This is a genomic window from Methanolobus sp. ZRKC2 (assembly GCF_045291185.1).
Classification (GTDB): Archaea; Halobacteriota; Methanosarcinia; order Methanosarcinales; family Methanosarcinaceae; genus Methanolobus.
In genome coordinates this window covers 909,116-924,114 of the sequence record NZ_CP146980.1, presented here as the reverse complement: position 1 = coordinate 924,114, position 14,999 = coordinate 909,116, and the positions used below count along the sequence as shown (strand labels likewise).

General features: G+C 43.7%; 11 protein-coding genes. All 11 read right to left on the bottom strand.

Features of this window, described 5'->3' with window-relative positions:
• Positions 1-7 precede the first annotated feature (7 nt).
• A complete protein-coding gene (locus tag V7O62_RS04330; RefSeq protein ID WP_406657796.1) occupies positions 8-1,966 on the bottom strand; it encodes a glycoside hydrolase family 15 protein in 1,959 nt (652 codons plus the stop codon).
• Entirely contained in the window at positions 1,963-2,766 is an 804-nt protein-coding gene (locus V7O62_RS04325) for a V4R domain-containing protein (RefSeq protein ID WP_406657795.1), read from the bottom strand. The genes V7O62_RS04330 and V7O62_RS04325 overlap by 4 nt, the downstream gene beginning before the upstream one ends.
• 43 nt (positions 2,767-2,809) lie before the next feature.
• A complete protein-coding gene (locus V7O62_RS04320; RefSeq protein ID WP_406657794.1) occupies positions 2,810-4,009 on the bottom strand; it encodes a glycoside hydrolase family 57 protein in 1,200 nt (399 codons plus the stop codon).
• Entirely contained in the window at positions 4,006-5,136 is a 1,131-nt protein-coding gene (locus V7O62_RS04315; RefSeq protein ID WP_406657793.1) for an alpha-amylase, read from the bottom strand. Before V7O62_RS04315 ends, V7O62_RS04320 begins: the two co-directional genes overlap by 4 nt.
• An 11-nt stretch (positions 5,137-5,147) precedes the next feature.
• Complete coding sequence (locus V7O62_RS04310; protein WP_406657792.1) at positions 5,148-6,002, bottom strand: mechanosensitive ion channel family protein; 855 nt, start codon at positions 6,000-6,002, stop codon at positions 5,148-5,150.
• Positions 5,999-6,709, bottom strand: a complete 711-nt coding sequence (locus tag V7O62_RS04305) for a DUF432 domain-containing protein (protein ID WP_406657791.1) — start codon at positions 6,707-6,709, stop codon at positions 5,999-6,001. Before V7O62_RS04305 ends, V7O62_RS04310 begins: the two co-directional genes overlap by 4 nt.
• Positions 6,710-6,895: 186 nt before the next feature.
• Positions 6,896-8,059 carry a glycosyltransferase family 4 protein gene (locus V7O62_RS04300; protein ID WP_406657790.1) on the bottom strand — a complete coding sequence of 388 codons (1,164 nt, stop codon included), beginning with the start codon at positions 8,057-8,059 and terminating at the stop codon, positions 6,896-6,898.
• A gap of 26 nt (positions 8,060-8,085) precedes the next feature.
• The gene (locus V7O62_RS04295; RefSeq protein ID WP_406657789.1) at positions 8,086-9,060 is read right to left on the bottom strand and encodes a DUF4921 family protein; all 975 of its coding nucleotides are present in this window, start codon (positions 9,058-9,060) and stop codon (positions 8,086-8,088) included.
• A 1-nt stretch (position 9,061) separates the two neighbouring features.
• Positions 9,062-10,861 (bottom strand): glycosyltransferase, encoded by a 1,800-nt coding sequence (locus tag V7O62_RS04290; protein ID WP_406657788.1) that lies wholly within the window; start codon positions 10,859-10,861, stop codon positions 9,062-9,064.
• Between the two features lie 145 nt (positions 10,862-11,006).
• Complete coding sequence (locus V7O62_RS04285; RefSeq protein WP_406657787.1) at positions 11,007-13,739, bottom strand: cation-translocating P-type ATPase; 2,733 nt, start codon at positions 13,737-13,739, stop codon at positions 11,007-11,009.
• 419 nt (positions 13,740-14,158) lie between these two features.
• Entirely contained in the window at positions 14,159-14,995 is an 837-nt protein-coding gene (locus V7O62_RS04280) for a hypothetical protein (protein ID WP_406657786.1), read from the bottom strand.
• Between the last annotated feature and the right edge of the window lie 4 nt (positions 14,996-14,999).

Genomic DNA, 14,999 nt, shown 5'->3' with positions numbered 1-14,999 from the left:
GAATGGCCTACTTCAGTTCATCAAGCAAAATTATATTGTCCAGCATCAGGGCACAGCTCCAACATAACGGTATAGCCCATGCCGGCCTTCCAGTGAATTTGTTCACCTGCTCAGGCAGCATACCGGCACTGGTCGTCCCTCTCAGTGACCACCGGATATATTCCAGTGCCTCAATTGTCATAATTTCCCATTCATCGCTATTTTGAGTATCTGCATATGTGTCCTTGATTGATCTTGCAAGCAAAAGCATTGTTTTTGACAGCCAGAGGGTCGTTACCACCCAGGGATTCCCTTCAATATAAGTGTCTTTTTCATAGCGTTTAATTCCAAAGTGATTATTCACCGGCACTCTGAGTTTAGATTCAATGTTGCCAATTATTGAATGGATCATTTCCCTCTCATTCTCATCGTCAGCAGAGAGCATGTTGAAGGGGACGACTGTACCAAGGATGCTGGCATCGATGTCCCTGTCGATCTTTCCATGGGCAATTCCTCTCGCGAAATATCCTTCATCAGGCAACCACAACTGCTCTATTGTCTGTTGTTTTATCTGCCAGGCTCTTTCAAGCCAGCGGTCAGCAAGTCCTTTTTCATTATAATCCCTTGCCATGCGTGCAGCACCCACCAGGCCGCCATAAATGGCAGCATTGGTGTAGGTAAAAACACCCTGGTAAGTTTCCCAGAGGCATATGCAGGGCTCATGCATCCCGTCAGGTGTCCTTCTCATAAGGTATTCGGCAGCTGAGAGTACAGTTGCCCAGATGTTGTCAAGGAACTCCCGTTTAAGTATGGGCTCAAGACTCTCATAGTACTTTTCCATTGCAAAGAGCGTGGAACCGGTCTCATCGATCTGGGTTGAGAAACTGAAGTTACCCCATGAGGAACCTACGTTGCCATCAAGCCAGTAGCGCTGAAACCAGGAGCCATCAGGAAGCTGGGTATTCTTGCACCATTTGAAGAAACGCTCGCAATACTCAGGATATCCTGCATTGAGAAGTGAAATAACAATCTCCGAGCTATCCCTGTTCCAGCAATATCCATAACCTCCACTTTTCTCAAAATCGTGATCAAACTCAGGTGATGCTACAAAGGAACCTCTGGACGGATCGTTAAGGATGCTCAACGTGAGTAGCGAACGGTTAAATGCTTCCATGAGTTCCAGATTTACGGATTCAAAGCCCGGGAGATCCTTCAGTTCCAGGAGCTTTTTCTTTGCGAGCCATTTCATCCAGCTTTCCTGTGTCTCAGTCTGCATTTTCTCCACGGTTTCGTTGCGGATATCTCGCATTTGCCTGTAAAGCAGTTGCCTTGTGGATGCCACACCGATGAGCACGGTTATTTCGGCTTCTGAACCTTCATCGATATCAAGTCTCCATCCTATAGCATTGTTTATGTTACCGATGTCCTCACGGTTTTTCTGTAGTTCTCCGTCTTCCATGTCATACTTGGCATTAGTCCACCATATGGTATCCATTGCCTTTCCGATCTGCCATTCTTCAAACATGGGTTGTGAGCTTATTCCAATATGATGTTCTTTCCAGTATTGGACAAGCATATCTGCGTCGAAATCACAATATGCAGAATTCTTTTTCTGCATCTCACCAACCTGGAAATTGGAATAATAAAAGAACTTTCCGTTAAATTTTCTGGATGAACTTATCCTGAAGTTTCGCATCAATATGGGCATGTCCTCATGAACAAAATCACTGATATTCATGGTCAGTCCGCTGGGATGCACCATTTCGGTTTTTACGATATTGGTGTTCTCGATGTATCGCTGGTTGACATGCCATTCGTGATCATTGGACCAGATGAGCCTGTTACCTTCATGCAGGCATGCCTGGGATTCTTCCAAATGCTGGGCGAAATCCCTGCCAGGGTAGAAGAAACCGAAGAGTTCCGCTTTTTTACCCATGGTAACCAGCAATTTGCTGTTACCAAGGATCGCATTGGGTTGTTTGATCAATCTAACTCTCCTCTTGGAACGTGTTTTGTGCCCTCCGGCACCGGGGAAATGACGTGTTCGCAGAAAGTGTGTCCCGTGGTAAGGCATTGGCTTTCATATACCTGCACTGTTCTCTTTGTGACTTCCGATATAAAACCTGCAAAAAAACCACTTATGTATGCACAAACAGGTACCTCGTTGTTTTTGTACGTATCGGCAATGAAACAATCTCCGGTCCTGATAGTTCCTTTAAGGTTGCGGATGTCAACATCATACTCGATTATTCCCCATCCGGCAGCCATAAAGAGTTCTCTGAGCAGATCAAAACAGTTATTTTCATCAATATTGATTACTTTTCGCAGAAGCCTGACCGCAGAGGTTCCACTTTTGATGCCTGTGAGCATTTGTACTCCTTCGGCCTGTGAGACATTTTCATTCACTATCTTCAGAATATCAACAAAGGTACTGGCTCTTAAAATGATAGCTCTTTCACCGAAAAGACTCAAAGGAAACTCAACCGATTGCATAACCTGATTTTTGGATATCCCATATTCCACATCCAGCACTACATCCAGTTCTTGAAGTTCTTTGATAATATCACTAACATCTCTGCCCTTTTCAACTTCTGTGAAGATCACATACTTGCCTCTTGAAGGATCTTCAAGGCTGTCCAGATATGCAAATCTCATATCAAGTTCTTTCTCCGCAAAAAGGGAAGTTATGTCCGCTTCCGAATGAACGGTGTTCTCATAGGATATCTTGAACCAGACAACTTCAGACTCTTTGTCTGCTTTTGAGAACATGCATAGGTCCCGAACCATAATTGAGCTCCTGAGTAAAATACGACTTCAGTAAATAAAATTATTATTCTTTCTCTCTTAGTTTCTCAAACACTTTTTCTTTGAAATCCATCATCACTGCCATAAAATTCACCGCAGCATCATAGGGTGAGTTATGAATGCTGAAATAAGAATGTACATCCCCGTCGCCCAGCCACTTTGTGCTCATGTAATAGTAATGGTCCGATGTCAACAGATGTTTCCATGTCCTGATGAGTTCTTTGTCACCTGTTGCTTTCACATAGGGTCCGAGCAGTTTTGCTTCTTCAAAACAACGTCTCTGCATATCATTACCGAGCCAGGCGCTGGTGTCTCTTTCAACATCTGCCCAGGAGATTGTTGAGAAATCTCCTACATCTATCTCTCCAACAGGTGTGTAGTTTTTGATAGTCTGGGAAGGGGTAAGGAACCTGACTCCCCGGTCGAGAACCTCGCTGGGCAGCATCTTCAGGAATTCGAATATTCCGGTATCTTCCCATTGGTGCTCTCCGAATGTCTCATAATCCATGAAAATATTGCCTGTTTCCCCGAAACTCCGGGATACCCAGTCTGCCCATTTGTCTGCGGTCAGGGGATATTCTTCCCACCACCTGGATGAGAAACGATATCCTATGTCATCACTCAATTTGTAGTTTCTGAGAAGCACTGCAATATTACTGTCCTTTGCCTTATACACGTGATCCGGGGACCTGCCTCCGAGCACTCTCTCAATACCCTCGGTGAGTATCCCCTTGTATCCGAGTTCTGCAACAAGTTTGGATATACCATTGTTGTACATTAGCTCTGTATTCCTGAAAACTTCCGGCTCGAGTCCAAGCAATTCCGAAGTAGTCATACGGTGCTCTTTCACTTCTTCTATGAATTCCTCCCATGACTCAAAAAGTGATGCAATGGAATGATAATAGGTCTCATCAAGAAACTCCACACAGCCGGTGTCTGCAAGGTCGCGAAAAGTATCCAGCACGTCTTCACCCCAGCGCTCACACTGGTTCAGCAGAGTGCCGGTGACCGACATACTCACCCTGAACTTTCCCTCCGTGGCATCTATTAGTTCCAGAATGCTTCGGTTTGCCGGAAGGTAGCATTTTTCGGAAACCCTCCGAAATATTTCCTTGTTGATTTCGGTATCGAAATATCTTTCAAAGCCACTTGATCTTTTGTCAGGCCAGAACCACTTCAGACGATGGGGCTGATGAACCTCAAAATAGAAGCAAAGTGACTTCATTGACTCTCCTCCTTTAGCGCTCGTTTCAGGTCGGAAAGAATTGAAAAGTTATTGACTGCCTTTTCATATCCAAGGCGACGCTCTTCTGCGTTCATCTCCAGTAAAATATCGCTCTGCTGGAGGTAACGGTATATATTCCTTAATTTTTTATAATTGTCATTTGAACTGTGATCGTCAAGTTCTTTTCCGATGCTCCGAAGTTCATGCATGTAAAGATGTTGTGCATGGTTTCCCAGCAGATTATGCATCCCGTAACGTGCTGTCTTTTTGGAATGAAGAGATGGTAATTCTCTCTCTATGAAATATCCTGCGGCTTCTTCCGGCAGGAGCATTTCAATACCCTGCTGTGCCAAACTTAATGGCAAATCTCTCAGGAATTGCAGAATCCCTGTGTCTTTCTGGAGATGTGCCTGAAGAGCATCATACTTCACATATAAAGTAATTATATCGCCCTGCATGCCTGCTATCCATGAGGCGAACTTTTCAGGTATTAGAGGAAATCCTGGCCATTTCCTGTCTGAGAACCTTCTCTCGATATCCTCGCTGAGATTAATGTGACGCAGGAGAGTCGGAATCTCATTTTCGTAAACATACGCAGGCTCACCTCCGTTTACGAGATTACTTGAGCCTTCGGAAATGAAGCATTTGAATCCCATATCTTTGACAATTCCCAGGACATTTCTTTCAAGCAATAGCTCGGGGTTCACAAAAGCAGCAGGCTTCATGCCGAAAAAACTCTTCAGGGAATTAACATGCATGTCTACCTGTGCCTCAAATTCCATGCTGTCGGAAAATAAAGGAGACATCGAATGATAATAAGGAGATGCGATAAGGCCTGCACCCATCTTAAAAAGTTCCCTGAAGCTGTCTAATGTTCCGGGTGACCATTTGCATTGTTCAAGAAAGATGCCTGATATATCAAAAGCATACTTTCCACCGTTGTTCATGGAATCCGCCAGGGCACGATTAATAGCTTCTGCATCCTTTTCCAGGTGAGTAAAGTTCTGGAAGGCCTTCTCCATATCGAAATACTTATCCATTTCCGGAGAAGAGTATCCTTCCCAGGGCCAGTACCATCTGACAGGCAATGGAAGATGTACTTCAAAACATATGCATACGGTCTTCATTTGCTGTTTCCTCAAAATATCTCATTACTCTCTATTTGTGAGATCTCATTAGTTTGCAACTCGTTTGCAAATCTTACAGTCCTTTGCGGGAAGGCTATTTCAATACCATTCTCTTCCAGTGTTTTCTTTATGATCCAGAGCAACCTTGTCTTCAGGTCATACCACTCACTTACAGGTGCCCATATCCTCACCAGGATGTTGACTGAATTGTCTCCAAGGTTATCAACAAATATTTCGGGGGAAGGATGTTTGAGTGCAAATGGTTCATTGTCGAGTATTTCCCGAATAATCCCGATTGCTTCATCAGCATCATCTTCGTAACGTATTCCTACAACGTAGTCGAATCTCCTGACTACATTTGCAACATAGTTGGTTATGCTGTTTGTGAAAACAGTTTCATTCGGTATTCTCATGTAAAGGCCATTGTAGGTCCTTATAATAGTAGAGATCATGTTTATGTCTTCTACAAACCCGGAATTGTCATCAATGTTAATCTGGTCACCTATCTTGATTGGCCTCTCGGTCATCAAAAAGATGCCGGAAATAAAGTTGCCTACAATACTCTGGCTTGCAAAACCAATCACAATACCTACCACACCTCCAGCTACCAGAAGGCCGGCAGGTTCGATTTCCAGTATAGGGAAGATGAAGACCAGTATGGCAAATGAAATTATTCCATAGTAGGCAACCTTTAGCAGGATATTGAGGTGCTCCTTGTCCATTCTGTCCTTGAATGACCTCTGGAGATACATTGACAGTCCTTTCCCTATGATGATTGCTGCAAAGAGTACAAAAATTACTCCTACGGCCTTAAAAAGAGTATCAGAAAGAATTGGTGTGGAAGTCATCAGCCCGGTAATATTCATAGACCGAACTCCATTATGCTCTTGGTGCCGTTAAGCCGGATTTTTCGTGAAGTAAAAAGTTCCATGGATCGGCTTAAACCGGGTGTAACAGGATATGTTAAAAAATCCGTTTCCGCAAGGCTTTTACTAATTATTTTCATTACCGCTCTCATTGATATTCTGTCAGAACCGTAGTAGATTTTCATTCCATAGGCATTGAAAACCGCTTTTGTAACTTCTATCCAGCGATTTGTATCATTAACGATATCCAGCTCTATATTACCTTCATAAAGTATGTCAGGATGAGGGTAAGAAGAGTAAACGTCGCTTTCCCAGTACTTGCATATCATTCCATGGCTCGGATTCCCGTAGAGTGTGAACTTGGATGATGATAAGGTCAGGACGTCTATGGGTTTATATTCTCCTTCTTTCCTTGACACAAATACCCCTATCTCTACCGGGAATTTAAGGTGTACCTTTTGCTTGTCATTCGGAGCTATCATGACCGGACGCTTGAGGTCTATGAGTAAGAATGAGCTTATTTTCTTGGGAATATTCACGGGCTCAATGGGATTTATGAGAAACTCACTATCGTTGTGAAGAAGAATTTTCTCTGTGGCATCACCGTTTAGAACTCTCTTGTATACCAGATTACCGTTTTCTTTTTCAACTGAGATTGTTACATTTTCGGTTTCTATTTTGAAAGGTGGACTATATTTGCTAAACATTATTGGAATCCTTCGTTATTTTATAGCCGTTTGTTGTTGTGCAAATAACTTAACTGATATCCGGACAATTGGATATCCGCATTTCGTCTGATTTCAGGCATATACTTGAAGTTCATAGCATATATACCGACAAGAAAGTAAAGGGAATAGAATAGTGTATTGTTTTTGTTTTGTAAATGTATCATCTTATACTTTTGCATCAAGATAGACTTCTACAGTTTTCTCGGCGATCCTGTCCCAGTTATACTTTTCCCGGAGTAACTCTCTTCCTGCATTTCCCAGTTCTCCGTCAGCATAGTTATCCAGCACATAGTTGATACCCCATGCTATGGATTCGGGATTTTTGTAGACTGTAATACCATTTTTAAAATTATCAACCAGTTCAACAGCATCAGTTGCAACGATGTTCCTTCCGGCATCCCATGCTTCCAGCAGCACGATGCCGAAGGGCTCGTTCCGGCTTGGAACACACATAATGTTGCAGGCGTTTACCCATTCTTTTTTTACTGTTTCGCTTGCATAACCCAGGAAATGACAGCTATCACTTACTTCCAGCTCAGCTGCAAGATTCTCGCACATGTGTCTCATTTCCCCTTCACCAATAAAAACGAATTTGACATCCCATCGGTTCTCAAGTACTTTCGGTATCGCCTGTACTAGTATATCGGGTCCTTTCTGGTAGTTCATTCTTCCCACGAACAACACAACAGGTGCACATGGGTGTATACCATGTTCGGATTTTACTTTGCCTGCGTCAACTTCCATTCTCATCTTGTTTTCGTAGAGTCCGTTGGGAATTATTTCCATCTTGTAGTCCGGCACCTGGTAAAGGTACTGGATTTCCGACTTAAGGGCCGTTGAAGTAACGATGACCTTTGCTGATTCGTATCCGCCTCTCCATTCCCTGTGACTGATTTCCGTAGCTTCCCACCAGCCCGCATGGATGTTACCATTACGACCCCATTCGGTACTGTGGTAGGTAATTATGAAAGGAATCCCGAAATCATCTTTTATCCTGCATACTACATTTACAGGATGCCAGTCATGCACATGGACAATATCAAAATTGCCAAAATCTTGAATGCTATTTACAAAAGCAGCATACATAGCATCACACATGCTGTCCATCTGCTGCACTATACCTCCGTCAAGAGAATGGTTTACACGGTGATAATGTGCCCCGTTGACGATTTCATAGGAAGGCATATCCTGGTTGCGGGTGAATATATGTACCTCATCTCCCCTTGCAGCAAGTGCTTCAGCAAGTTCTGAAACGTGCGGAGCAAGTCCCCCAACCTTTACAGAGTAAAGGCTTTCCCATGAAAACATCGCAATTCTTAGGTTTTCCATAAATTTCCTCCCTTAAATCTGATAACTTATTTCCTGTTCAGCAAGTGTTCGACTGCCAGTTCCGGAGGTACCGGATTGATAAATATGCCTGTGTTTTTTTCAAAGCCTGCTGCAATTGATGTTACGGGCCGTATTTTTATATTGAAATGGTAATTCGGCTTTTCAATCTGAAACAGCATATAGTTGTATGCGAGCTCCGGGATTGTTGCATCAAGCCTTGAAACGGCAAATTTCAGGCATTTTCCCAGGGAGTGCAATAACCTGTCGTCAAAACCTGATATGTGGCTTGTATGTTTGCGTGGAAGTATCCACAATTCATAGGGTACTTTTGAGTAAAACGGTGCAATGACGATGAAATCCCGGTTTTCAAAAACCTGTCTTTCTTTACCACTCTCTTTCTCAATGATTTCACAGTACGGGCACCTGTCAAGATCATCTATGACCTGCATCTCCTTCAGAAGTTCCTGTGGCATCAGGGGGATTGCAATGAGCTGGGAATGTGTATGTTCAAGAGATGCACCGGCCTTTTTTCCCCAGTTCTTGAACAGGGAGACATATCTTATGTCTTCCTTTGACTGGTAATACATTACCCTGTCCCGATATACCTGCATGAGGAGAAGCAATTCATTATCGGTAAAAAGATTCATCCTGCTTTTGTGAAGGGGGCTTTCCACTATTACTTCATGGAAACCATATCCCTTTTTCGTCTCAAAATCAGGATGAAATACGTCCTCCGCATCAGGTGAGAGTACGGGAAACAGGTTAGGGATACACCGTATGTCCCATCCGGTCACCCGCTGGTCATCATTATCCCTGAGAACTTCCCCGTCCTTGTATACTGCTGTTGCAGGAGGTGTCTGGTCTTCATTGCCATGGCAAAAAACACAGCTTGAAGAAATCTTTCCTTCATCACAAGCCTTTGGTGCAGAAGGCCTCTTTCCCCTGTTGGAGGCTATTATGCAATGTTCTTCAAGGAAATAGTGTTTGCGAATCTCTGACATCTTATTTCATCCTTGTACCTGTCAGGAGTTCGTAATATTGCTTTGTCGGTTCTTCCCAGTTCATGTCTCCTGCCAGGAGGTTTGCTTCCTGGCAGAGCAGATTGTACTTGATCTTATCATCGATATAAGTATCAATGAAATAGTCCATTGCAAGGGCATAATCGCTTATTGATTCAAGATATGGAATGTTGATATTGTCTACGACTATCACCCCTCCCATCCCCATGACAAGCCTTTTCAGGGTGCCCAGTGCATCGCTGAAACCACAGATTTTGCTGACAATACTCGGAGTAGCTTCTTTTCCTGCCTCCAGGCCCGTAAGGAGGAAAGGTTCATACCTTGATGGAAAGATACCTGCGATACATCCTGCCATGAATTCCTCGGTTTTCATGTTGAGTCCCCCATCGTTTTCAGAGAGCCATTGGGGATAAAGAACCGCAGTTACATGCCGGTTGCCGTCAGGTATGCGTGAGCATTCCAGCCTTCGCTCTCTTATCATTTGCTGGAGCCTTATTTCTTCACCTATGAGCAGCTCTTCAGGTAAATATATAGGAAAATTATCAGGTGTTTTAGTTTTTGGGCCGTGTGCTGCTACGATGAAACAAATAACCCTGTAGTTCTCGTCAAGATGACCCGCTTCGATCTGTGTCTTTATTCTCCTGTCAAGTATGACCAGCGAATCCAGAAGATCAGGGTATCCTTTGTTCTCTATTTCGATGCGTGATATGGAAAAGATGGGGATTATCCTGTTGGGAGGGATGACTTTGCTGTCATGCACATTATATATCTTCTCAGAGAGGAATTCCTGTATCTTTTCACGGTGCTCTTTCTTCTTTTCCCAGTCGATGTCAATTTGATGGAGGTCTATACCATTGCGCACTACTATGGAATCTATGCCGTAGAACAGTTTTATTTCCTTAAGAGTCGAATCTCCTACCGCAGTGACCACGTCAGCATAAGATGACAGGGATTCAAGTTTTGCAAAATTGACAGGTACGCCACTATCCCATGAGCTGTCTTTTTCCCTGACCTTGCAAATAGAACGATGTCCGGAAGATCTTCCGGGTATTGTTGCATGGTATGTTGCAACAGTCTGGACGTTTATACCTATCTTTTCAAGCCGGGCAGCGGCATAGAATACGCCGAATTCATGGCAGTGAAGTGAAATTTGAATGGACGGAAGAAGTGAAGCTGCAAATTCCGATACTGCAGCGTCTTGATATTTTGTAGTGACTTCCCCCCCTGCAGTCACCAGTTCCCTGATGAATTCGGAAATAGCATATGAAAGATTAAGGTAATGTGTATACTCTATGCCGTTGTTCATGTTCTCGTACCGGAGGGAGTCCAGGCCGAGAAGTTCATATGCTTCGGCTTTGATCATGCTGGCCAGGCACATGCTCTTGCCTCTATATTCCGTATTTATGCGATGGAATTCTTTTGTCCTGAACATCAGGTAAAGGATTTCTGTGTCTTTTATTTTCCTGGACCTGATATATGTCTCAATACCTCTCGATCGTAGCGAATCCAGTGTTTCCAGAAGCTCGCCTTCAGCTTCATATTCATCGAATTCGTCCAGGTCAGTTATACGGTTAAGTCCTTTGTTCCAGTCAGCACCGCTGTGGCCATAGAAAGGGCCTGCAACAATAATCGTAGGTGGATTATTTTCACCAATGTCACCGTTGCTCACCAGGCGTGCAAGGTTTGTTGCCTCGGCATCGATGACGTTCCATATCCCACCCATTTTGTTAGATCTTGGCCCTGCTTCTTCACCTGCTATTACGATGAAATTCCTTTCCAGCATTTTCCCTCTCCCTTTCTCACGCTTTTTCTCTATATTTCCGATTGTATATGAGAATAACTGAAAATGCCTGGAAGGATATTGTTTTGAAAAAATGGCCCAATGGATGATTTTTAATGTGCACATTTTCAGTCGGAATCTCTCTGACTCACCATCCGAGCAATTTCTTTACAATCTTTGAGTCGTGTCTTATGAAGTATTTCCTGAGTTCGTCCGCTGCAAAGAGCAGCAATGCAAATGGTATAGCCAGCAACAGGTATTCAGGTGTGATTGGTGCGGTATTGAATATCACGTTCGCTAACGGGTTGAATATTATAAAAGCAAGGATCAGTATCTCACTTGCAATACCAGTAAGAACCATCTTATTGCTAAGCATCCCTATTGTAAAAACAGACTGTCTTCTGGTTCTTGATGTGAAAACATTTGCAATCTGGCATATGATCACAGCGGCAAAGAAAGCTGTTATCGCCTGCCTGTAGAGGGGATCGGAAAATGCGAGTTGCTCTCCCCATACCCATCCACCGGAGAACAGGACTGCAAAGTAACAGGTAAAGCCGGCTGCTGCTTCTATTGGTCCTTTCAGTCCATAGGATGTCATCAGTACCTGTGGAGTAAGCAGTTTCTCCCTACTGGATCGGGGCGGACGTTTCATGATATCTCCCTCTCCTTTTTCCACGGCAAGTGCTATGGCAGGCAAAATATCAGTGCCAAGGTCAATGGCAAGAATAAGCTGTACGTTCATTGGTAGGGGGAGGGCAAGCAGTACAAAGGCTATGAAAGGTAATATCTGGGGAATATTGCTTGTAAGAATGTATGCAATGAATTTCTTGATGTTGTCGAAGACTGTTCTTCCTTCCTCTACCGCATTTACAATGGTTGCAAAATTATCGTCAAGGAGGACCATGTCTGCAGATTCCTTGGCAACGTCCGTGCCACTGCCCATAGCAACTCCCATGTCAGCATTCTTGATTGCAGGTGCATCGTTTACCCCGTCTCCGCTCATTGTAACTATTTCGCCTCCCGACTGGAAGGCTCTGACTATCTTAAGCTTCTGGAGAGGAGATGTCCGGGCAAATATTATGCTTCTTGACTGTAGTTTTTGACGTAGCTCCTGTTCCTGCATTTCTTCAAGCTCGGAGCCGGTTATCATCACCGATTCCCCGTTCTCATTGTTGAGTCCGACGATCGAGGATATTGATGTTGCAGTAACGGGATGATCTCCGGTTATCATGACAACCTTGATTCCAGCCTGGTAACACCTTCTGATAGCTTCTTTTGCTTCGGGGCGTGCAGGATCTAATGCACCGGAAAATCCCAGGAAAATAAAATCATCATTGTACTCTTTTACTTTTTCCGCTTTCCTGAAAGCATATGCAAGCACTCTCTCCCCTCTTTCTGCCATATCAAGATACTCAATCTCAAGTTCGTTTTTTTTCAGGGAAGTTAGTTCTTCCACCTCTCCATCTATCATTATACGATTGCACATTTCAAGAAGTATCTCAGGAGCCCCTTTCATGTATGAATCCGTATTTCCTTCAGGAGTTTTGCAGATTACCTGCATTCTTTTGACCCTGGAATCAAAGGGATATTCCTCTAGTCTGGGGTATTTATCCTGGATTTCTCCTATGTCTGTGAACCTGTCAGCATAGACCAGCAGGGACCCTTCGGTTGGATCACCCCTGTAGCCAGGTTGCTCTTCTGATAATCTTGAGTTATTGCAGACTGTAGCGACACGTAAAACAAGCTCCGGAGGATTTTGGTTTTTTTCGCTATTGATATATCCCGAGCCAGTATAGATCGAGTGCACGGCCATCTTATTCTGTGTAAGGGTCCCTGTTTTATCTGTACATATAACGGTTGTCGAACCCAGTGTCTCCACAGATTCAAGTTGCTTGATCAAGGCATTCCTTTTTGCCATCCTTTTGGATGCCAGGCTCAGGGCCAGTGTGACTGTAGGCAAAAGTCCTTCCGGAACGTTTGCAACGATGATACCGATTGCGAAGATCAGGTTGGCAAGGTAGGTGTCCTGTATAAGAAAACCTATAATGAAGAACGCTATCCCTAAGAAGATGGCAATTGCCGATATTATCTTAACGAAATGGTCGAGTTCCTTGCGTATGGGTGTCTGGACAGATATTGTTTCTTCGGTTAGCAGGGACAGTTTTCCTATCTGCGTATCAGAACCGGTACTGAAAATAACAGCTTCACCATTACCTGTCTGCACAAGAGTACTGGAGAATACCATGTTCCTGCACTCAAGCATGTCCGGATGGGTGCATTCAAGTGACCTTAACTGAGGTTCGGCTTCTCCTGTTATCGGTGAGTTGTCAACCTTCAGGCTGCTCTGTGCGATAAGCCGACCATCGGCGGGTACCTTATCACCTTCTTCCAGGTAAACAACATCACCCGCAACTATCTCGGAGGCAGGTAATTCTACAATTTCTCCATCCCTGCGTACTCTGGCAGTAGGTGCCATCAGGTTCTGGAAACTTTCCATTATCTTTTCTGCCTGATATTCCTGAATAAAAGTAAAGGTTGCATTGAGTATGACAACTCCCAGCAGGGCAATAGCAATGAAAATATTTCCCTGCCCTGGGTCCAGGTATTCGGCAATGAATGAAAGTGTGGAACCAAAGAGCAGGAGGATCGCGAAGAAGTTCTTGTATTGCTTGAAATACTTCTTCCACAGGCTTTCTTTTTTCCTTTTTTCAAGTATATTGGCGCCGCATTGATTTTTTCGCCTGAGTGCCTCTTCCGATGAAAGACCTTCAGATCCTGTGCTGAGCCTTTGCAGTAGCTCTTCCAGTCCTATCTGGTGCTCATCCCCCTCGGAAGCACACTGGAAATCCTCCTCTTCAGAGACCATCTTCCCCGTACCCATAGTGGGTTATGTGAAGCTGCAATAAAAGAGTTGTTATCAGTTATTGCTACTGTTGTAGAAATACTATCTTTTTTGTCACTGTGTATGTCGGAAACCGACATTCTTGTTTTGCTATATTAAGGTTTCGTTTTGAGTTATTTTCTCTTCTACCTATCAGGTCTAACTGCATTTATTTTTTGCTGAACCAGTCTGTATGCTACTGCAAATGGCCTGAAAACAAATGCATTTGTATTATTGTTCAACTTTAGTATGTTATTCAATAGGTATGTTTATATATGATGCTTTATATCTACGGCGTGGACCAGAGTAGTAATACTCTGGTATTAGTGGTATGGGGTCTATTAATCCATCGCAAATACCTCCTTCAAAGCCTCATTCCGCTAAAATCGGCTCCGGCCTCCACCCGGAGCCATTTCAACTTAAAATATAGACCTTCTTCTTTTCCTTCCGAGTGACCATGCGAAATAGCTCAACAACAGATTAATCCCTGAAAAAAGAATTGACAATATTGAAAAGCCAAGCAGATATATGTTGTATCTGAATATTTCTCCCACTGCATTCGGAGTGTCTGAATAAATTATAAAGGTAAGGAAATTGGCAGTAAGAAGAATCATGAACATGATGGGCAGTCCCTTTAAGGTTCCTTTCAGGTCTTCTCTGCTTAGTGCTATATGGGCTGATATTCCCAAAGCCAGGAATATGTAAATCCAGAAATTGATATTGGCAAGATTTGCCGGATTGAGCAGGCTTGCAGCCATCTCTCCCATAAAACCTGCAATGAAAGTGATAATGGATGGCTCAAGTAACGAGTTACCTGTAAAAGTTGAGAGTTGACCTGAAAAGCTGCTGAATACTTCGGGTAGCAATATATACATACTCCCTATCAGGACAATATTCCCGCTCAGGATGGGTCCGATTCCGATGAAGAAGTTGCCCATATTCTGATAGAGGCTGCTCCTGCTATAGCTGTGCTCGACATATCCAAGGGTGCCGTTGTCGGCTTTAAGATCAAGTAATTTCACTTTTCTTACCCTGTGGTTGAACAGCCAGCACATCAGCAGGTGTCCTGCCTCATGTACAGGCACTCCGATCCATGCAGTCAGGAGGATTGCATTCTTGCCAAAGCTTTGCTGCAGGTAATGGTTTGAACGCTGTTCCATATATCCCAGCAGGAGTCCTATCAGAAGTACCGGGCCTGCAAAGGCCAGCAACTCCAGCAGGCTTAATTGGACTATTGTGCCGATCTCCTGGATCATGTTT

Excerpts from the sequence above, each read along its gene's own strand:
- V7O62_RS04325 (WP_406657795.1), bottom strand. The coding sequence starts at position 2,766 with ATGGTTCGGGACCTATGCATGTTCTCAAAAGCAGACAAAGAGTCTGAA.
- V7O62_RS04320 (WP_406657794.1), bottom strand. The coding sequence starts at position 4,009 with ATGAAGTCACTTTGCTTCTATTTTGAGGTTCATCAGCCCCATCGTCTG.
- V7O62_RS04315 (WP_406657793.1), bottom strand. The coding sequence starts at position 5,136 with ATGAAGACCGTATGCATATGTTTTGAAGTACATCTTCCATTGCCTGTC.
- V7O62_RS04310 (WP_406657792.1), bottom strand. The coding sequence starts at position 6,002 with ATGAATATTACCGGGCTGATGACTTCCACACCAATTCTTTCTGATACT.
- V7O62_RS04305 (WP_406657791.1), bottom strand. The coding sequence starts at position 6,709 with ATGTTTAGCAAATATAGTCCACCTTTCAAAATAGAAACCGAAAATGTA.
- V7O62_RS04300 (WP_406657790.1), bottom strand. The coding sequence starts at position 8,059 with ATGGAAAACCTAAGAATTGCGATGTTTTCATGGGAAAGCCTTTACTCT.
- V7O62_RS04295 (WP_406657789.1), bottom strand. The coding sequence starts at position 9,060 with ATGTCAGAGATTCGCAAACACTATTTCCTTGAAGAACATTGCATAATA.
- V7O62_RS04290 (WP_406657788.1), bottom strand. The coding sequence starts at position 10,861 with ATGCTGGAAAGGAATTTCATCGTAATAGCAGGTGAAGAAGCAGGGCCA.
- V7O62_RS04285 (WP_406657787.1), bottom strand. The coding sequence starts at position 13,739 with ATGGGTACGGGGAAGATGGTCTCTGAAGAGGAGGATTTCCAGTGTGCT.
- V7O62_RS04280 (WP_406657786.1), bottom strand. The coding sequence starts at position 14,995 with ATGATCCAGGAGATCGGCACAATAGTCCAATTAAGCCTGCTGGAGTTG.